At 37.8% G+C, this 19,413-nt stretch carries 17 protein-coding genes and 2 tRNA genes; all 19 read left to right on the top strand.

What is annotated here, in order from left to right; translation table 11 throughout:
* Nucleotides 1-23: 23 nt before the first annotated feature.
* The 19 genes from BUE08_RS08755 to BUE08_RS08665 all read left to right on the top strand — a co-directional run bounded on the left by BUE08_RS08755 (nt 24) and on the right by BUE08_RS08665 (nt 19,403).
* Nucleotides 24-98, top strand: a tRNA-Glu gene (locus BUE08_RS08755).
* A 45-nt stretch (nt 99-143) separates the two neighbouring features.
* Nucleotides 144-218: transfer RNA gene (locus BUE08_RS08750), tRNA-Gly, on the top strand.
* A gap of 358 nt (nt 219-576) precedes the next feature.
* The gene (locus BUE08_RS08745; protein ID WP_059032136.1) at nt 577-1,953 is read left to right on the top strand and encodes a peptidoglycan DD-metalloendopeptidase family protein; all 1,377 of its coding nucleotides are present in this window, start codon (nt 577-579) and stop codon (nt 1,951-1,953) included.
* 729 nt (nt 1,954-2,682) lie between these two features.
* Nucleotides 2,683-5,445, top strand: coding sequence for a sigma-54-dependent transcriptional regulator (locus BUE08_RS08740; protein WP_286680760.1), 2,763 nt, complete (start codon nt 2,683-2,685; stop codon nt 5,443-5,445).
* A 117-nt stretch (nt 5,446-5,562) separates the two neighbouring features.
* Nucleotides 5,563-6,585, top strand: a complete 1,023-nt coding sequence (locus BUE08_RS08735; protein WP_286680759.1) for an SIS domain-containing protein — start codon at nt 5,563-5,565, stop codon at nt 6,583-6,585.
* A 98-nt stretch (nt 6,586-6,683) separates the two neighbouring features.
* Complete coding sequence (locus tag BUE08_RS08730; RefSeq protein WP_353682113.1) at nt 6,684-7,538, top strand: sugar phosphate isomerase/epimerase family protein; 855 nt, start codon at nt 6,684-6,686, stop codon at nt 7,536-7,538.
* On the top strand, nt 7,520-7,939 hold the full coding sequence (locus BUE08_RS08725) for a PTS sugar transporter subunit IIA (RefSeq protein WP_213950492.1): 420 nt from the start codon (nt 7,520-7,522) through the stop codon (nt 7,937-7,939). Before BUE08_RS08730 ends, BUE08_RS08725 begins: the two co-directional genes overlap by 19 nt.
* Nucleotides 7,940-7,950: 11 nt before the next feature.
* The gene (locus BUE08_RS08720) at nt 7,951-8,421 is read left to right on the top strand and encodes a PTS sugar transporter subunit IIB (protein WP_286680758.1); all 471 of its coding nucleotides are present in this window, start codon (nt 7,951-7,953) and stop codon (nt 8,419-8,421) included.
* Nucleotides 8,422-8,439: 18 nt separating this feature from the next.
* Nucleotides 8,440-9,219 carry a PTS mannose/fructose/sorbose/N-acetylgalactosamine transporter subunit IIC gene (locus BUE08_RS08715; protein ID WP_213950490.1) on the top strand — a complete coding sequence of 260 codons (780 nt, stop codon included), beginning with the start codon at nt 8,440-8,442 and terminating at the stop codon, nt 9,217-9,219.
* On the top strand, nt 9,206-10,054 hold the full coding sequence (locus tag BUE08_RS08710) for a PTS system mannose/fructose/sorbose family transporter subunit IID (protein WP_286680757.1): 849 nt from the start codon (nt 9,206-9,208) through the stop codon (nt 10,052-10,054). Before BUE08_RS08715 ends, BUE08_RS08710 begins: the two co-directional genes overlap by 14 nt.
* A gap of 51 nt (nt 10,055-10,105) precedes the next feature.
* Nucleotides 10,106-10,765 carry a deoxyribose-phosphate aldolase gene (gene deoC, locus BUE08_RS08705; RefSeq protein ID WP_286680756.1) on the top strand — a complete coding sequence of 220 codons (660 nt, stop codon included), beginning with the start codon at nt 10,106-10,108 and terminating at the stop codon, nt 10,763-10,765.
* Nucleotides 10,766-11,108: 343 nt separating this feature from the next.
* Entirely contained in the window at nt 11,109-11,798 is a 690-nt protein-coding gene (yycF, locus tag BUE08_RS08700; protein ID WP_286680755.1) for a response regulator YycF, read from the top strand.
* Nucleotides 11,799-11,809: 11 nt separating this feature from the next.
* Nucleotides 11,810-13,582 (top strand): ATP-binding protein, encoded by a 1,773-nt coding sequence (locus tag BUE08_RS08695; RefSeq protein ID WP_059032163.1) that lies wholly within the window; start codon nt 11,810-11,812, stop codon nt 13,580-13,582.
* Between the two features lie 199 nt (nt 13,583-13,781).
* Nucleotides 13,782-14,198, top strand: a complete 417-nt coding sequence (locus BUE08_RS08690; RefSeq protein WP_213950487.1) for a hypothetical protein — start codon at nt 13,782-13,784, stop codon at nt 14,196-14,198.
* Between the two features lie 17 nt (nt 14,199-14,215).
* Complete coding sequence (locus tag BUE08_RS08685) at nt 14,216-15,493, top strand: YycH family regulatory protein (RefSeq protein ID WP_213950486.1); 1,278 nt, start codon at nt 14,216-14,218, stop codon at nt 15,491-15,493.
* A 5-nt stretch (nt 15,494-15,498) separates the two neighbouring features.
* Nucleotides 15,499-16,353, top strand: a complete 855-nt coding sequence (gene yycI, locus BUE08_RS08680) for a two-component system regulatory protein YycI (RefSeq protein ID WP_286680754.1) — start codon at nt 15,499-15,501, stop codon at nt 16,351-16,353.
* 102 nt (nt 16,354-16,455) lie between these two features.
* A complete protein-coding gene (locus tag BUE08_RS08675; protein WP_286680753.1) occupies nt 16,456-17,616 on the top strand; it encodes a DUF362 domain-containing protein in 1,161 nt (386 codons plus the stop codon).
* A gap of 204 nt (nt 17,617-17,820) precedes the next feature.
* Nucleotides 17,821-18,687, top strand: a complete 867-nt coding sequence (locus BUE08_RS08670) for an amino acid ABC transporter substrate-binding protein (RefSeq protein ID WP_286680752.1) — start codon at nt 17,821-17,823, stop codon at nt 18,685-18,687.
* Between the two features lie 71 nt (nt 18,688-18,758).
* A complete protein-coding gene (locus BUE08_RS08665) occupies nt 18,759-19,403 on the top strand; it encodes an amino acid ABC transporter permease (protein WP_286680751.1) in 645 nt (214 codons plus the stop codon).
* The last annotated feature ends 10 nt before the right edge of the window (nt 19,404-19,413 follow it).

Below are 19,413 nucleotides of genomic sequence, written 5' to 3'. Positions count from 1 at the left end.
GTCGCGGATGGCTCACCATTTGTGGCCCCGTGGTCAAGTGGTTAAGACATCGCCCTTTCACGGCGGTATCAGGGGTTCGAATCCCCTCGGGGTCACCATAAGATTGACAAAACATGGTGGCGGTTTTATAATATATTTAGTGGGCGGAAATAGCTCAGCGGTAGAGCATCGGCTTCCCAAGCCGAGGGCCGCGGGTTCAAATCCCGTTTTCCGCTCCAAATATGACACAGATAGGTTTTTGGAGATTATAATTTTTCCAAAAACCTTTATTTTTTAAGTATGTCGAGTACGCTTCTCAGAGACTTTTTACACCGTTTAGAAAATTGTATCCTTACAGAAAAATTGAAGCTCTTACTGCAAAAAAAAAGAAAAAAATTTTAAATTAGAAGAAGGATATTTGATTTTTATGTAGAATATAATATGGTGTGTTTGTTACAAATATATTACAAAAGTATTAAATAAATATTACTATAATGTAAGGAAGGGATGGAACTATTTAGTGCCTTTGCTTGCATGTACCGGTGAAAGTGTGGCTTATATTCTTTTGCTGTGTACAAAAAAGAAAGGAGTGGGTGAATGGAAACGTCTAAACTTAAAGAACTTTTTCTTAAGGTAAAGACCGACAAAAGGAAAAAAATGCTCTTCATAGCCGGATGCACAGCTATTGTAGTATTGCTTTTTGTAGCAGCAATTTTTAGTCGTTCGGTGATTGAGGTGAGTGTAAATGGGCAGACACTGGGAAATCTGCAAAGCTATCAAAAACTAAATGAAATCAAGGAACAATTAGAGAAAAAATATGAGGAAAAACTCGGAACGGAAGTAAAATTTGCAGATGAAATAAAAGCCTTGCCGGTAAAAGCCATTGGGAAAAAGCTCGATTCTGACGATGAGATGATGAAAAAGCTGGAATCAGCCTTAACTTATAAATTAAAAGCTGTAGCAATTGAAGTTGGAGAAAAAGAAGTGGCGATTGTAAAGGATAAAACCACGGCTGAATCAGTGTTAAATCAGGTAAAACAGTACTACATAAGCCAGACGCCGGGAGAATTAGTGAAAGCTGAAATAGCCGAAAAAGTAAATTTTACAGAGAAATTTGTAGAACCTAAAGCACTGCTTAGCGCAGAGGATGCAAAAAATCTGATTCTAAAAGGCGCAATAGAAATCAAAACATATGAAGTTGTTGAAGGCGATAGCCTTTGGTCTATATCTCAAAAAGAAAAAATACCACTAGATGATTTGATTAAAGCAAATCCTCAGCTAAAATCTGAAGACGAATTAGCTCTTGGCGATAAAATTAACTTGACTGAAGTCAAACCACTGCTAAATGTTACAGTGGTAAAGAAGATTACATATAGTGAGGCCATACCTTATGAGACTGAAGTGCAAAAAGATAGCACAATGTGGACATGGGATCAGAAGGTAAAGCAGGCCGGGGAAAATGGTACTAAAGAAATTGCAGCAGAAGCTGTCTTTAAAAACGGTGTCAAAGTTTCTCAAACCGTTATCAGTGAAAAGGTCGTAAAAGAACCTGTAAACCGCATAGTGGCTAAAGGCACAAAGGCAGAGGTTGCATTCCGTGGAAGCGGAAGATTTTCATGGCCGGTGGTAGGACAGATAAGCTCACCATATGGATACAGAGGCAGTGAGTTTCATACAGGTATTGACATCGCTAAAAGCAGCGGCTCCCCTGTATATGCTTCAAATGGCGGAACGGTAACTTTTGCAGGCTGGAGCGGAGGTTATGGAAACCTTGTTATAATAAACCATGGTGGCGGAATTGAGACTTATTATGCTCACAATAGTTCAATTACTGTATCAGTAGGCGAGCAAGTGCAAAAAGGGCAGCAAATTGCAAGAGCGGGCTCTACCGGAAGAGCTAGCGGAAGCCATGTACATTTTGAAATTCGTATAAACGGAAGCTCGGTAAATCCTTTAAATTACTTAAATAAGTAGTAATTTTTAAGCAAGTGCCTCCTAAATTATATTCATGCTGCGTTATATAAATCTATAGCCGCTTTTTACTTATCATATTATCATATATGTTAAGTAAGCCGAAACATGTTTTTGTTTATGCAAAGACGTTAGCATAAGAGTATCACTTGCTCTAAACAACAAGAAATATATCAAAATACAATAACACAAAAAGATAACAAGCAATAGAATAAATTTGAAATACAATAAAGAATTAAGCAATCGACAAAATCTAAAAGAAAGGGCTGCTGCCATCATGCAGCCCTATTTCTGTTATAAGGCCAAATTTAAGATTCCTCATTTACTATACTTTATTTGGAACGACAGACTGTTTTGTTGAGTGCATAATGATGACAAATTATGTAATATTACCTTGAGCCAAAGCATACAATATCATTATAAGCAGCAGCGTATATTGCCATCTTGAGCAGTCAGCGAATAATTGACACTAATGCTGCTGATTTTGAGATAGTGCATAGCATCATACTAAGCGGCTGTACATGGTGTTATTACAAACAGTAGCATATAACGCTGTACCAAGCGGCAGTGATAGGTCTATTATTAGAACATTTTTATTCAAAAGCCTTGGCACGATTTTTGCAATTATATATTTTTACAAGGCTTATGATGAGACTTTAGCAAACCTCCTGCAAGATTCCTATTTTTTATGGGCAATTGTTAGTTTAAAGACTTTTAGAAGGTGTATTATTTATGGGTTTAAAAGAAGAATTACTGGAATATTTAAGAAATGAGACTGAAAAATTTAATATCAAAAGGCCCTCAATCGGCTTAACTGCAAATTATATAGCAGACGTTTTTAAAGTAAAGAGAAATACAATAAGCCACTATCTAAATCAGTTGGTAAAAGAGGGAAAGGCTTTGAAGATAAATACCAGGCCCGTCTATTTCTTGAATCGGGCGGTGTTTGAATCAAAGTTTTACCCGCTGCCCACTAACATTCTTGAAAGCTTTCAAGAACTGGAAGATCTTAAACCTGTCAAAGAGCAGGAAACTGACGTTTTTGATGAGCTAATTGGTGCAGACGGCAGCCTTAAAAAAGCCATTACTCAAATCAAGGCATCGGTGCTTTATCCGGGCGGTCTGCCTATAATTTTATGCGGACCTACAGGCGTCGGAAAAAGTTTTACAGCAGAACTTATCTATAAATATTGTTTAGAAAAAAATATACTGCCAAAAAATGCACCCTTTGTAAGCTTTAACTGCGCTCAATACGCAAACAACCCCGAGCTTTTGTCGAGTAATTTGTTTGGCTATGTAAGAGGAGCATTTACAGGGGCAAACACAACAAAAGACGGTATGCTGGCGGCAGCCGACGGCGGCATACTATTTTTAGACGAGGTTCATCGATTAAATGCAGAAGGGCAGGAGAAGCTCTTTACGCTTATGGATCAGGGAGTTTACCGAAGAATGGGAGAAAGCGACTCATGCCATCGGGTAAATGTTAGATTGATATTTGCCACCACCGAAGAACTGGAAAAAAACTTTTTAAAGACTTTCCTCCGCCGCATTCCTATACGTATAACAATCCCGAGTCTGGATGAGCGGGGAGAGGCTGAAAAAGAGCAGTTTGTGTATATGTTTTTAATAAATGAAGCAAAAAAGGTTCATTTGCCGATACGAATAACAAATCGGGCAATGGAAGCACTGACGCGCCATCGTTATACTGGGAATATGGGCGAACTTAAAAATACAATAAAATATATTGTGGCGGCATCCCTTGTTAAATCTCAAAACTTGGGAGAAGTTAGAATTACCATACAGGATTTGCCGGCAAACATAATAGAGGATAGCCTAAACTACAGTGATACAAAATTAAAAAATTCAAAGGAAATCATTATTGATGAAAACTCAACGCTTGAAAAATTATATGAGCTCAATACTTCCCACCTAAAATGTATTAAAGACACCTACGAAAAAATTCTTTCGCTTTTTGCTAATTCTAAGGAAAAAGGATTTTCCCCGGAGTATTTTCAAGAAAATCTCATTAACGAGGTAAACGCCCTTCTTGACAACCTGATATTCAACAATACTCAGCAGGAACAGGGCACAATGCTAAAACTCATGATAGCAAACGTTCAAGAAGCCCTTGAATACCTTAAGAAAAACTATGGAATAAAATTTAATGGCAACAGTATATATGCGATAGCTCACTTTTTATACTATAAAGGCAATAATTCCATTCACTGGTCAAAAAGGCAGGAACAGTTAATAAATCAGTTAATAGAAAGCATCAAGCCATTATACAAATTTGAGCAGACGTTGGTGAAATACCTGGAAACTATCTTGGAAAATAAAGTGGATGTTAAACTTGACAAACTTGATAAGGTCTTTCTTTGGATATATTTAAGAAACCTGAAAGTCGCAGAGACTCCTCAAAAAATTAAAGCCGTAATTCTAGCTCATGGATATGCTACTGCCAGTAGTATCGCAAATGTTGTAAACAGGTTACTTGGAAAAAATATCTTCGAACCTTTTGATATGCCAATTGACATTTCAGTTGAAGAAATTGCTGCAAAAGTATTGGATTACATTAAAGACACTGATGTATCAAAAGGACTTATAATACTTGTTGATATGGGCTCACTAAAGGATATATATCAGGAGTTTAAAGACCAAGTAAAAGGCCCTATAGCGATTATAAACAACGTGTCAACTCAGATGGCGCTTTATCTGGGCAGCATGTTGGACAAGGAACTGTTCTTGGAAGAAATTGTAGAAAGGCTCAAAACAGAAAACCAAATTGAATATAAGATAATTTATCCTAAAAGAAAAAAGGAAGATGTTATTATCACTTCATGCCAAACAGGGATAGGCACCGCGCTGCAAATTCAAAAACTATTAGAAGACAGTATACCGCAAGAGCTGGGCATCAAAATCTTGGCCCACGATTATAATGCACTAAGGGAATCCGGCATGAATGAAGCAATATTTAAAGTGTATAATGTACTTGCGATTATAGGGACAGCGGATCCGGGCATCAAAGAAATACCATATATTTCCCTTGAAGAGCTTATCGCAGGAGACAGTGAAGAAAAAATTCGAAAAGTCTTAAAACCGGCGGTAGGCGAAGAAGAACGCCTTTCTGAGATCAATAAAAATATTGTCAGAAATTGTTCTCTGGAACGCGTCATAGATTCGCTTACAATACTCGACTGCAACAAAATTTTGTCGGAAGTTGAGGAATTCGTAAATCAACTAGAAGTTCGCTTAAAGCGGCGAATTTCAAATGAAAGAAAAATTGGACTTTATGTTCATGTAAGCTGTCTTGTGGAAAGACTCATTCGCAGACAGCCCATTGAAACATATAAAAATATAAATAACTTTGAACAGTGTCAAAAAGAAATGATAAAAATCATCAAAGAATCTTTTAGTGTCATAGAACAGACATATAGTGTCAAAATAAATACTGCGGAAATCGGCTATATATGCGATTTCTTAACGGCCGAGGTTTAAAATAAAAGGCGTACCGGTAATTGGTACGCTTTTTGCATTATATAAAGTATAAAAGCAATAAAAATTTTGACATATAAATTGTTAAACTTACCAAAAATCTTAGGAGGAATTAAACAAATGGAAAAAATTAAGAAACTGCAGAAATTTGATTATGAAAAGTACTATGCAGACGGAAAAGCATCATATGAAAAAAGAGGACAAATTGAAGAAATTGCTGACAAAATTCATGAAAGAGGCTACTCCAACATTTTTTTGGTCGGAATAGGAGGCACATGGGCTGAATTTTATCATCTAAAATATATTTTTAACAGATATTCTGATTTAGACGTTTACCTTGAAAATGCTGCTGAATTAAATGTAATTGGAAACAGAAAGTTAACAAAGGAGTCCATTGTCATAACTTCCAGTTCTTCAGGTGATACTAAAGAAATAGTAGAAGCGACGGCATGGATGAAGGAAAAAGGCATAGAAGTCATTGCCTTTGCAAAAGAAGGCTCTCCTGTTGCTGCAAATTCGACTTATGTAATAAATTCAGAAGCTGCAGATTGTGAAGATGCTTACTTATTATTCCAGATACTTGGATTGCGACTTATGTATAAAAGAGGGGAGTTCCCCAAATATGAAAAATATATCGACCAGTTAAAGAATCTGCATACGAACTTAGTGCGGATTAGGGAAGAAGCAGATGACAAGCTGTTTGACATAGCGCAAAAATATTATAAAGAACCATATAACATATTTGTTGGATCAGGGATTTTGTGGGGAGAGGTTTATCTGTTTTCTATGTGCATATTGGAAGAAATGCAGTGGGTCAGGACGAAATCTGTGACATCAGCTGACTTTTTCCATGGGACACTAGAACTTGTTGAAAAAGGCGTACCGGTATTTTTACTAAAAGGTGAAGATGAATGCCGCAAATTAGATACCCGAGTAGAGAACTTTGCACAAAAGTTTACCGATAAACTGGTAGTAATAGATACCGCAGAATATGCATTGGATGGTATAGATGATGAATTTAGAGTTTTAGTATCTCCTATGATTACAAGCGCACTGCTTACCGAAAGACTTGCAAGACACTATGAAACATTTACAAAACACAACCTTAAATACCGCCGCTACTACCGCCAAATAGAGTATTAAAGATTTATTTACTGAAATAGGAGACCTGCTAGCACCTCCTTGCGAAAGCTGAACAACGGCCGTTGCATATCTTACAAAGAATTGAGCTGAGTCTATATATGAACAACTATCATTTATGTGCGATGAATTGCCATTATCGTTTTTATCAACTTGAAAGCTTTTTTCGCTGTGCCAGCAGGCTTGGATTTAAACATGTGGAAATTTGGACGGCGCCGCAACATTTCTTCATGGATTACCAACAATATGAAGACCCTGACAAATTGATAGGACTTGCAGAAAAATTTAATGTAAGAATTTCCTGCATTTGCCCTGAACAGACAAATCCAAAACCAAACAATATAGCAATAAAGGATAAAGAAGGGCAAAAAAGAGTTCTTCGATATTTTAAGAATGCAATAGATGTAAGCAAAACTGTAGGAGCAAATAAAGTGGTTATTACCAGCGGATGGGCATTTTATGATGAAGATGTTAAAACAGCAAAGGACAGAAGCATAGCAATGCTGAAAGAAATAAGCAATTATGCAGCATCAAAAGATGTATATCTTGCAATGGAAGCACTGCAAAAAGGGGAATCCACTATTGCCAACACGTCACTGGATTTAAAGGAGATAATCAAAGAAGTCGGAAACAATCATTTAAAGGTTTGCCTGGACTTAGGCGCTATGGCAGGAGCTGATGAAACTATAGAAGATTATTTTAGAGTATTTCACGAAGATATTATCCACTGTCATTTTGTTGACGGAAATCCTACAGGGCATTTAGCATGGGGAGACGGCAGTCGGGATATGGAAGAAGATTTAAAGGTTTTTGACATTTTTAACTACAGTGGTTTTTTATCTTTGGAATCTGCCAATGACAGATACTTTCAAGAACCTTTTGCCGCTGATAAAAAAACAATGACCATATATAAAAATATCAAGAAGGGGAAAAGCAAATGCGCAAGTATATCATAGCATCTCACGGAAGATTTGCAGAAGGAATTTATGAAAGCGTCGTAATGATAATTGGAAAACAAGATAATGTTCAAATTTTAAATTGTTACACCGACGGCACGGATACCAAGCTGCTTATCGAAAACGCCATGGCTTCAATATCTGATGAAGATGAAGTCGTTGTAGTAACCGACATATTCGGCGGCAGTGTCAACAATGAGTTTATGAAATATTTAGGAAGACCCAATTTTCATTTGATTGCCGGTATGAATCTTCCATTGCTAATTCAACTCTTTCTGTCCCAAAATGAAAATACAGAAGAAATGATTAAAGAAATTTTAAGCGATGGTGGAGCAAATCCCAAATACTGCAATGAAATTCAAGAAAGTGTCAGCTATGCTAAAAAAGACGATGATTTTTAGGAGTGATATTTATGATCAAATTGCTTAGAGTTGATCACCGCCTGCTTCACGGTCAAGTGACTTTTTCATGGGTAAACGGCATCGGCGTAGATTGTATCTTAGTAGCAAGTGATGTTGCGGCAAATAGTGAAGTTTGGAAGACTACCCTAAAATTAAGCAAACCTCCAGGCTGCAAGCTAGTCATAAAAAATATGGCTGATGCCATTGAATCACTAAACAGCGGTGTTACTGACAAATATAAACTTATGATAATTGTTCAAACCATAGCAGATGCGAAAATGCTGGCAGACAACTGCCCTTCGGTAAAGAGCATAAATCTGGGCAATACCAAGGAATCTCCTGAAACAAAGCAAATAAGTAAGCAGATTTTTGTAACAGATGAAGAAATAGAAATGCTTAAGGAACTTATAGGAAGGGGAATTGAAGTAGAAATCCGAGCACTGGCAGATGATAAAAAGGTATACGCTAAAAATCTAATATAACAAAGGGGAGGTATTTACATGCTGATAAAGGCCATACTAATCGGTTTGGTTTCTGCATATGGCGTATTCGATTATCAGTTAGGAACATTATACTGCTTTAGGCCTATCGTCCTTGGGCCTCTGGTAGGATTAATTTTAGGAGATTTGAAGAGCGGCATTATTATAGGCGCAAATATCGAACTTATGTTTATGGGCGCTATATCAGTGGGAGCGTACATACCCCCTGATGTTAACGTAGGAGGCGTGCTGGCCACTGCTTTTGCAATTTCCATGGGTAAGGGACCCGAAACGGCACTGGCGCTTGCTATGCCAATAGCCCTTTTATCCCTTGCAATTGCTAATTTCTTAAATGCAATTTTGCCGGTATTTTTGAAGATTGCCGATGATTCTGCGGCAAAGGGTTCTATCAAAGGTATTGAGCTTTGCCACTGGGGTTACGGAATGGCCTTTGTAGTAGAAAAATTCTTATTGGTATTTTCGGCATTCTATTTTGGGGCAGATGTTATGCAAAACATACTTAACAGCATTCCTCAAGTGTTTATTGATGGTATGAGCATAGCGGCGGGAATACTGCCTGCAATGGGATTTGCAATGTTGATGAACATGATCTTGAACAAAAAACTTATTCCGTTTTTCTTTCTAGGTTTTCTCCTGTCTTCATATCTGCATATGCCGGTATTAGGTGTAACGATAGCCGGAGTTATACTTATTGTAGAAAAATTCGGCTTGCTGGAAGGAAGAAGACCTGCAGCAGCCGGGGAATACGGTGGGGAGGTTGATTCTGATGATGACTTCTGAGGAAATAAAGATTGCAGACAACACAAGTCAAGTTTCAAAAAAGGATTTAATAAAAATGGCTGTAAACCACGGCGCGTTAGGTATGGAATTTTCCTGGAATTATCCTCGACAGATGCATCTTGCCTTTTGCTTGATGATAAATCCATTCTTGAAGAAGTTTTACAAAAACGACAAAAAGGGATATGCTGATGCCCTAACAAGACATATAGCTTTTTTCAACATCACTCCGCAGCTTGCTCCATTTGTAGGCGGTGTGGCGGTTTCCATGGAGGAAAAGATTGCAAAAGGAGAAATGGAGCCTGAGTCGGTAAACGCTGTAAAAGCAGCATTGATGGGACCGCTTTCCGGAATCGGCGATTCGATATTTTTAGGGTGTATCCGCGTTATAGCGCTGGGCGTGGGACTTTCTCTTGCGATGCAGGGCAATATTTTAGGCCCGATTCTCTATGCTCTAATATACAATATACCGGCATTTCTGGTACGTATTTTCGGAGCAGTGGGCGGCTATGAACTTGGAATGAAATATCTGCAAAAAGCCCAAGAGACCGGCGCGATGGACAAACTCGTATATGCTGCGGGAATTCTAGGTATTATGGTAATAGGAGCTATGTCCAACAGTATGGTGTACACAACCCTTGGCTTAAAGATTGGCACTGGCGAAGCAGCTACTACTTTACAGGAAATTTTAGACAGTATACTTCCGGGAGCGCTGGGATTAGGAGCCACTTGGCTGTTTTACTGGCTTTTGAAAAAGAAGGTAAGCCCCATGGTGCTTATCATTGGCACAATTATAGTAGGCGTTCTCGGCGCATATCTTGGAATTTTTGCAGCATAAGATTACTAGATAAGATTAAAATAGCTTTTCTAGGGAGGCTGAATGGTTCTCGTGATAAAAAATATAAATAAGTATATTGATTACATTCAAGACCCGAATGATACGTTCGAAGAATATCTAAAAAAAGCCAAAGAGTATAATGTAAGGTGCGTATTTGCAGATCCTGATGAAATAGATACTGCAAGACAGGTACTAGAAGGAACAGACATTATAATTGCAGGTGCCGTGGATTTTCCTCAAGGAAAGCTTTCTTTGAAAGATAAGCTTGCAGACTTTAAAAAATTAGCGGATTTAGGGATAAAAGAAATAGATTATGTACTAAATCAAGCACAAATTGAAAGCAGAGATTATAATAATATTTTAACCGAAATGAAAGAAATAGCAGATTTTAGCAGAACATATGGAGTAGCAGATAAGGCTATAGTTGAAATGTGCAAGCTTGACCAGGAAGCAAAAAAGAGTATTTGTGAAATTGCGCTTAAGGCAAAGCCCGCTTTTCTAAAGACATCGACGGGAAGAAGTTTTGGGGGAGCGACAGTAGAAGATGTTCGACTAATGAAGAGCATTTTAAAAGATGAAGTTAAGATAAAAGCCGCAGGCGGTATAAAAAATTATGATTTTGCCTGTGAATTAATCAAAGCAGGTGCGAATGTATTAGGTGCCAGCGCCGCCTTAGATATTATTGAAGGTGAGAGATGCGCCTCTTCATAACTTAAGATATATTAAAAGCATAAAAGGCTGCCATAAGGTTTTGACGCTAATATCGGCAGCTCTTTTCTTTATAAATTCTTCAACTGTAATATATTTGTAACATAAATGCAATACTTGTTTAATAATAATCACTTATAATAAAAATCAAGCAGTCAGCAACAACAAACGATCCCCCCTTTTTAAATGCGGCAGAAGTGCCGCTTTTTCTTGTACGAAATTTTCTTTCGCCTTTTTTCTGCTAAATATTTTTTAGATAAGGGACATGGAAAAATGAAGAAAGCTCAAAAATAGAAGGAAAAACATAATTTTTGACGAATATAACTAATAACGGGGGTGTTTGTTCTTGAATGAAAAGATTTTAGTAGTGGATGATGAAAAGCCGATTGTGGATATTCTAAAGTATAACCTTTCTAAAGAAGGTTACAATGTTTTGACGGCTTATGACGGGGATGAAGCGATTGAAATCGCTTTAAAAGAAGATCCTGATTTAATATTGCTGGATATTATGCTGCCTAAGCAGGATGGTTTTTCGGTGTGTAAAAAACTTCGGGAAAAGCTTACAAGTCCTATTCTTATGCTTACGGCGCGAGGGGAAGAAGTAGACAAGGTCTTGGGCCTTGAACTTGGAGCAGATGATTACATTACAAAGCCTTTCAGCATGCGGGAACTTATGGCGCGGGTGAAGGCGAATTTAAGACGTATGGCCTTTTCAGAGCCTGATGAAGATTCTGAAGTTATAAAGCAGGGAGACTTAGAGCTTGATTTAAAAAGCTATGTTGTAAGGAAAAACGGAAAACCCCTCGATCTTACATTTAGGGAGTTCGAACTGCTTCGCTACCTTGCTGCTCAGCCGGGTCAGGTTTTTACCCGCGAAAAACTTCTTGAAGAAGTGTGGGGTTATGAGTATTATGGTGATATACGCACTGTTGATGTTACAGTACGGCGCCTTAGGGAAAAGGTGGAAGATGACCCTGCAAATCCCGAATATATTATTACAAAAAGGGGTATAGGCTATTATTTTAAGAAGCAGTAAGGTGGTTTTGAATGTTTAAAAGCATCCAGTGGAAGCTGGTTATTATATATATAATGCTTATATTGCTGGCTATGGAGATTGTAGGAGTTTTCATGATTCAATCTATGGAAGATTATCATATCGATACTTTAACCAGCACATTGGACAATAAAGCCCAGCTAATTTGCGGCTATATAGAGCGACATTTAACACCTGTTGCCCATCCGGAAGATATAAACGATGTTATAAAAGGATTCGGCCAAGAGATGGTAATCGCAGTTTTAGACCCTTCAGCAAATATTATTACATCTACAGATGATACAAGATTTCAACCTAATACAAAACTTTTTGCCCCTGAAATAACTCAAGCTACTTTTGGGACAGCATCAAAAGACATACGCGTTGATCCTAAGAGCAAGATTGCTTATATGTACTATGCTTATCCGGTAAAAAGCGGTGGTAGTGTTGTAGGCATTATATATCTAATCGCTTCTATGAAAAGCATATACGACACCATTGCAAATACAAAGACTATTTTGCTTACTGCTACCTTGATAAGCCTAGCAGCCACGGGAATAGTTGGTTTTGCCCTCTCAAAAACGATAACAGGTCCCATACAAGAGGTTACAAAACGAGCTGCATCTCTTGCAAGCGGAGATTTTGACCAGCATATAGAAGTAAAATCTAATGATGAAATAGGAAAACTTACCGATATGTTCAACTTCCTTACAATGCGCCTAAAAGAGACCATGGAAGAAATATCGGACGAAAAAGAAAAAATGGAAGCAATTTTGCTGAACATGGCAGATGGCGTCATAGCGCTAAATAACGAGGGCGAGGTAATACACATAAATCCTGCCGCCCGGCAAATGCTTTCTCTTGATGAAACTTTTAACGGCCAAAACATTTCAGCTCAACAATTAGGAAGGATCCTTAATATTGACATGGAAAGCCTGTTGAAAAACAAGCTTAGTAACAGTGAAACCCTTATAAGCACAAATGATGCAATATTAAAGTCTATTTATGCGCCACTGAGACGAGAAAATCGCATAGTTGGACACATTTTTGTATTTCAAGATATAACGAAACAGCAGCGCTTGGAAAACATGCGCAAAGAGTTTGTGGCAAACGTATCTCACGAGCTGCGCACACCGCTTACTACAATAAAAAGCTATGTGGAAACATTGATAAGCGGTGCGATGGATGAAAAAGAGATAGCGCAGCAGTTTATGAATGTTATAAATGATGAAACAGACAGGATGACTCGCCTTGTAAACAATCTTTTAGAACTGTCCCGCCTTGACAACAAGCAGGTTAAGTGGGATATGAAGCTTATAGATGCTAAAGATGTCTTAATTAACGTGGTCAACAAGATGGATATGAATATTAAAAGAAAAAACCAAATCCTCATCGTAAATACGCCGGATAAGGTGCCGGAAATATTTGCAGACCGGGATAGAATAGAGCAAGTCTTTCAAAATATCCTCAGCAATGCTTATAAATATACTCCTGAAGGAGGAAAAATCTATCTAGATGTAGAGGCAGCAGACAATATCGTGAGAATAAAATTCAGGGATACAGGAATCGGAATACCAAAAGAAGATCTTCCACGGATTTTTGAGCGTTTTTACAGGGTTGACAAAACCAGATCCAGGGAGATGGGGGGCACAGGCTTGGGTCTTTCCATAGCAAAAGAAATCATAGAAGCTCATGGAGGCAAAATACTTATAGACAGTGAAGTAGGAGTAGGCACAACTGTTACCCTTGAAATTCCTGCAGTAGCTGCTACTCAGACGATAAAATAGGAAAGCTCATGAAAAATTCTGAATTTCTAAGTAAAAATCTTTAGAAAATCCTTCTATATTATCATACAAACAAATGTAATTTATATTTAATAGGCCTGTAACAATTCTGTAATGTTGCTAATTTAAACTAAACATAGTAGAGATAGAAAAGGGATTCAAGCCCGGCGTTTGTTTTTTATTTTGGAAAGGGAGATTATTTATGAGGAAAAAAATTGCAACAGTCATGATGGTGTTTATTGCTGTTTTGATGCTATTTTCTCCCGCAGCTAAAGCAGATGAAGTGAAAAATTTTATTAATTTAAGCGAGCCTAAAGACAATTATATGACATCTGCAGGCAAAGTTTTGGTTAGCGGAGAAACCGTGCCAAATTCAAAAGTAGTGGTCCTCATAAACGGCAAGCAAGACCCGAAAGAACTTTCGGTTGGCGCAGCAGGCATTTTTGTAACCCAAGTATCAATTTCATCTAAAGAGAACATTATTACCGTTAAGGCCTCATTTCCTTCGGGAGATACAGAAACGGTTTCGCGCAAGGTTTACAAGCTTGAAAAAGGGCAAGAGTTGCCGGAACTTGGCTCCCTTATACAGACTCTCAAATCATTCCTTATTTTAAAATAAAAAAGGCGGTGTTGCCATTGTCGAGGGATTCTATCCTAGGCTGGAGTCTTATCCTGCTTGTGGCCATCAGCCTTTTTCTTTCTTTTAACATTTGGTCGAAAGTTCCCGGCCATTTGCCCTCTGCAAAAACCATTCAAAATACTCAGGAAGTAACAGATCTTTTAACTCCTATCAAGCCTGAAAAAATCTTGGTATATCTGGGCGATTCTTTTACTACAGTTCTAAAACCATCTTCATATTTCTATGATAAAACCTGGGATGCTTCAAAAAAACTAATTGCTCTATCTTTAACTGCGGCTCCGGAAGAAGTGGATTTAGCAAAACAAGATTATTTTATCCACAAAAATGGTATGGAAGTCGTATTTCCTGTACCGCTGCCGATGTCATTTATAAGGCAGCTTTTTGATATTAGCCCAGGTGAAGTATCAGGTTCGGAAGAAAAACTTATTCGTTCGTTTTTAGTTATAAGGGATAAAGAACTTATGTGCTATTTGATAGATAGCAGCGGAAATTATTATAAGATTGGACAAGTTCCCGATACTGCCGAAGTAGACGCTCTTATTAAAGAAATAAATGACTCCGATCCTCCTATGTATGCAAAACTTACCGCAGGTGTAAACTTGAAAGTTGACGGAGAGGTGTATGTTTCACTTTTGCCGTATGAGCTTCCTACGTATTCCTTTAAAAGGGAACCTATTGCCGAAGAAGATATTGCATCTACATTTTTTGCAGATTTTTCTATAATCAGAAGAATTGAGGAAAGGGACGGCACCATAATATATACCGATGGTCAGCAAGGGCTTAGAATTTATAGCGATGGCCGTATCGAATACAATTTTCCTGCGCCTACAGAGCAAAAAAAAGGCTCAAGCTTGTATGAAGCCTTCAAGACAGCAATAGATTTTATAGTATCTCACGGAGGCTGGCCGGAAGGATGCTACCTGGCATCCTATGAAATGCCCGGCAAGACACAGAAAGATTCCTCTTATACTTTCAATTTCAGGCTTAGAGTGGGAGGACTTAATGTTGTAAACTCGGGAGACTATATCAAAGTAACTGTTGAAGATAACCAGGTAAAGTATTATTATAGAGAAGTAACATGGCTGATAAAACAAGAAGGCATTAAAGACCTTATGACTCCTGTAGAAGCATTAAATACTGCGGTTGCTACGAAAAATATAAAGACATTAAGCGACATTTATCCCGGTTATATGGCAGAAAGCAATATCCTAAAACCTGTGTGGATTGTTAAAACTGGAGACCTGGAGGTTATTATACAAGACCTTTCGGAGTGATTTTTTTGGATTGGAAAAGAGCAATAAGTATTCTTGTAGTATCTTTTATAGCCCTCAATATATTTTTGGCAATTAATTTGTATAGACAGGGTAAGTCTGCTGATGAATTTAGTCTTACACCGGGCCAACAGGAAGAAATAAAGAAATTTCTAAGAGAGAAAGGGGTTGACCTAAGGGTTGAAAGTTTAAAGGAAGGTCGGCCTCAATCTTTGCTTGAGGTAAGTTTTGAAAAAGTAGATGAAGAAGAAGTGCTGAAGAATTTTTTTGGTGAAAAAGAGATTCCAAAAGTTATTGAAGTTCAGGATAGTAGAAAATATACCTTAGAAAATCAACAGCTTATAGTGGCAGATAACGGATTTATAACATATTTTAACAATAACGAAGAAGTTATATGGCCGAATCTTACAAGAGAACAAGCAGAAAAGGAAGCTGAAGATTTTATTAAGAAGCGGGCAAAAATTACAAAGGGAGCAGTCCTTGACAAGGTAACATACGATAAGGAAAGCGGCGGCTACCTATGCGAATATGTGCGCTACTATGACGGCTTTTTCATTGACAACAGTTATATCACAGTGCTTGTTACCCCATCCGGCATTAAAACATACTATCAATGTTGGCTCAAGCCTTTAGGATATGTAGGCAAAAAGCGTGGTGTAATTTCACCTCTCATAGCTATTATGAGAGTTATAAACGAAGAGGAAACGGTGACTTTTCCTGTTGCAATAGTGGCGGTAAAACAAGGCTATTATTCAAAAATCTATGACGCAAACAGATGGCAAATGCCGCCGGTATGGAAGATAGAATCAGAAAATGGACAAGTCTATTATGTAAATGCTTACACAGGAGAAATGGAGCAATAAAGTTCTACTTTCCTAACAACACTTTATACTATCTGAAGGGCAGCACTATTATAAAATTTATTACCCGGGGAATAAAAAAATTAATTAAAATGGAGGCTTGCAATGAAAACAAAGATTTATTTTGCCGATGCCAGAGTAAAAACTTATGATTATAAGAATAGTTTTGTAGCAAAATTCGAGCAGATTTTAAATATGATTGATTTTAAAGAGTTTATAAATGAAGGGGATTATGTAGCCGTAAAGACACACTTTGGGTCGCAAGGCGCCCATAGAATTGTGCGGCCTATTTTTTTAAGAAAAGTGGTAGATAAAATCAAAGAAGTAAACGGCAAACCTTTTGTTACGGATACCGTAAGAATTCCCGGGCTGGAATATCTGGATGTAGCAAATATGGAAGGCCTGAATCATCTTTCTGTAGGAGCACCGGTAATTTTAGCAGATGGTATATTTGGAAGGGATCAGGTAAAAGTAAAAAGTGGGCCCTTTTTAAACGAAATAGGGGTAGCTTCTGCTATATATTATGCGCCTGCTATGGTGGTGGTATCTCACTGCAAAGGCCACGTAGAATCCGGGTTTGGCGGTGCCATCAAAAACCTTGGCATGGGAGGAATAAGCTGTAAAGCGCCCTGCAGTGAAGCCGAAAGAGGCAGAATACATATTACAGAAAATAAGCGTATAGAGTGGATTGAAAGTAAATGTATCCGCTGTATGCACTGTGTGGATGTCTGCCCCCATCACGCAATAGACCTTATTGACAATAAAATAGTAATTAATGATGAAAAATGCACAAAATGTGGTCGCTGTACTAGAGTCTGCGAACAAAAGGCCCTTTTTATACCGGATAAAAACGAGGACTTTCAGGCGCGGCTTGCGGAATCGGCTCATGCTGTGGTATCCACCTTTAAAAAGGGCAGAATTTTGTACATCAATTTTATTACCGAAGTTCAACCTGAATGTGATTGTATGCCTCTTGCTGACACACCCATTGTCCAAGACCAGGGTGTTATGGTATCCTTTGATCCCGTAGCTATCGACCAGGCAACAATTGATATGATAAACGGAGCCCAACCTTTACCTCAATCTAAAGCAGCAGATAAAGACGTAAAATATGGAGAACCGATTTTAAAAGCAGTAACGGGCAAAGATGCTCAATTGCATATTGATGCAGCATATAAACTCGGCATGGGAAATAAAGAATACGAATTTATAACAATTGATGAAAAAGAAGAAAGTGAAAAAGTTGAGCCGGATACAAAAGGCTAAGTAAGGTCAATGAGGCAATTCCTTTGGCTTTTATAAGCGATGGCAGTCCGATGATATACTTAAATCTATATAGCCGTCTAAACTCTACATGAGTATAGGCGGCTTTCTAATTATTGTTGACAAAAACACTTTTACACTTTATCATATTAACGTAATGAAGTAGAATTTTTAGGTGTGAAATTAAAAAAAGAGGGGAAGGATACAATGAAAAAAGGTTTTAAAATCGGAATCGTAGTAATACTTGTTTTAATTTTGGGCATGCTTTCTCTTGCAGGGTGTTCGAGCAATAATGCAGCATCAAATACAGATGATAATAAAGCTTCTCAAGAAAAGGAAAGCCAACAGGCTGGTGCAAGCGAAGATTCTTTTGACAAGATAAAACAAGTGGGCAAAGTTGTTATGGGACTTGACGATACATTTGCGCCTATGGGCTTTAGGGATCAAAATAATGAAATCGTAGGTTTTGATGTAGATCTTGCCAAAGAAGTATTTAAACGTAATGATTTGGAATTAGTACTTCAACCCATAGATTGGTCTATGAAAGAATCAGAACTTAATGCAGGAAATATTGATATGATTTGGAATGGATATACGATTACAGAGGAACGAAAAGAAAAAGTGGCATTTTCAAAGCCCTATCTTGACAATAGACAAGTAATTGTTGTGCTTAAAGGTTCTGATATTAAAAGCAAGAACGATCTTGCCGGCAAAAAGGTAGCGGCACAGACCGGTTCTAGTGCTGTAGATGCTATGAATACTGAACCTGAATTAGTGAAGTCTTTTGACGGAGGAGGACCTGTGCTTTTTGACACAAACAACGAAGCCTTTATGGACTTAGAGGCAGGGAGAGTTGATGCTGTAGTCGCTGATGAAATCCTTGCACGCTACTATATCAAACAAAAAGGTTCAGATAAATACGTAATTCTTGATGAAGACTTTGGAAAAGAACAGTATGGGGTAGGCTTTAGGAAACAAGATAAAAAGCTTTTGGAAATGGTCAATAATACACTTGATGAAATGAAAAAAGATGGAACCTATGAAACTATATACAAAAAATGGTTTGCAGAATAAAGAAACAGGAAACCGGTAATAGCTTTGTAGGACAATACAAGAAATCATCACAAAAGTAAAGGAAAATTATCATGCTTGAATACATTTTAATACTTATGCCGGCTTTACTTTCAGGGCTCGAAGTAACTTTAAAGGTATTTTTCTTTACGCTTATTCTTTCTATTCCTTTAGGGATTTTAGTGGCATTGGGAAGACTTTCTAAGATTAAACCTTTAGTGCTGTTGATGGAGCTTTACATCTGGGTTATGCGGGGAACACCATTGCTTTTGCAGATAGTAGTAATATTTTTTGGACTGCCTATTATCGGCATAACTTTTGACAGGTTCCCCGCTGCTATCCTGGCATTTGCTCTAAACTACGCGGCATATTTCGGTGAAATCTTTAGAGGTGGTATTGAGGCTATTGATAAAGGACAATATGATGCGGCAAAAGTCCTTGGATTTAGCCCGCGGCAAACTTTTGTAAGGATTATACTTCCCCAAATGATAAAAATTGTTTTGCCGTCAATTGCAAATGAAGTAATAACACTTGTGAAGGATACATCCCTTGTATATGTAGTAGGACTTGGAGAGCTTTTGCGCGCAGGAAAGATAGCATCGAACAGGGATGCTTCTCTGGTGCCTCTTATTGCGGTGGGATTTTTCTATTTAGCTTTGACAGCTATACTTACATTTGTTTTTCAAAAGTTAGAGAAAAGATATTCATATTTTCGATAAGGGGAATTAA

It is taken from the genome of Tepidanaerobacter sp. EBM-49, from assembly GCF_001896645.1.
In the GTDB taxonomy this organism is placed as follows: Bacteria; Bacillota; Thermosediminibacteria; order Thermosediminibacterales; family Tepidanaerobacteraceae; genus Tepidanaerobacter; species Tepidanaerobacter syntrophicus.
The sequence above is the reverse complement of the archived record's forward strand: the minus strand, read 5'-3'. Positions and strand labels throughout refer to the sequence as shown.

What these genes read in the sequence shown, in the direction of transcription:
- BUE08_RS08745 (WP_059032136.1), top strand. Translation starts at nt 577, where the DNA reads ATGGAAACGTCTAAACTTAAAGAACTTTTTCTTAAGGTAAAGACCGAC.
- BUE08_RS08740 (WP_286680760.1), top strand. Translation starts at nt 2,683, where the DNA reads ATGGGTTTAAAAGAAGAATTACTGGAATATTTAAGAAATGAGACTGAA.
- BUE08_RS08735 (WP_286680759.1), top strand. Translation starts at nt 5,563, where the DNA reads ATGGAAAAAATTAAGAAACTGCAGAAATTTGATTATGAAAAGTACTAT.
- BUE08_RS08730 (WP_353682113.1), top strand. Translation starts at nt 6,684, where the DNA reads ATGAACAACTATCATTTATGTGCGATGAATTGCCATTATCGTTTTTAT.
- BUE08_RS08725 (WP_213950492.1), top strand. Translation starts at nt 7,520, where the DNA reads ATGCGCAAGTATATCATAGCATCTCACGGAAGATTTGCAGAAGGAATT.
- BUE08_RS08720 (WP_286680758.1), top strand. Translation starts at nt 7,951, where the DNA reads ATGATCAAATTGCTTAGAGTTGATCACCGCCTGCTTCACGGTCAAGTG.
- BUE08_RS08715 (WP_213950490.1), top strand. Translation starts at nt 8,440, where the DNA reads ATGCTGATAAAGGCCATACTAATCGGTTTGGTTTCTGCATATGGCGTA.
- BUE08_RS08710 (WP_286680757.1), top strand. Translation starts at nt 9,206, where the DNA reads ATGATGACTTCTGAGGAAATAAAGATTGCAGACAACACAAGTCAAGTT.
- BUE08_RS08695 (WP_059032163.1), top strand. Translation starts at nt 11,810, where the DNA reads ATGTTTAAAAGCATCCAGTGGAAGCTGGTTATTATATATATAATGCTT.
- BUE08_RS08690 (WP_213950487.1), top strand. Translation starts at nt 13,782, where the DNA reads ATGAGGAAAAAAATTGCAACAGTCATGATGGTGTTTATTGCTGTTTTG.
- BUE08_RS08675 (WP_286680753.1), top strand. Translation starts at nt 16,456, where the DNA reads ATGAAAACAAAGATTTATTTTGCCGATGCCAGAGTAAAAACTTATGAT.
- BUE08_RS08670 (WP_286680752.1), top strand. Translation starts at nt 17,821, where the DNA reads ATGAAAAAAGGTTTTAAAATCGGAATCGTAGTAATACTTGTTTTAATT.
- BUE08_RS08665 (WP_286680751.1), top strand. Translation starts at nt 18,759, where the DNA reads ATGCTTGAATACATTTTAATACTTATGCCGGCTTTACTTTCAGGGCTC.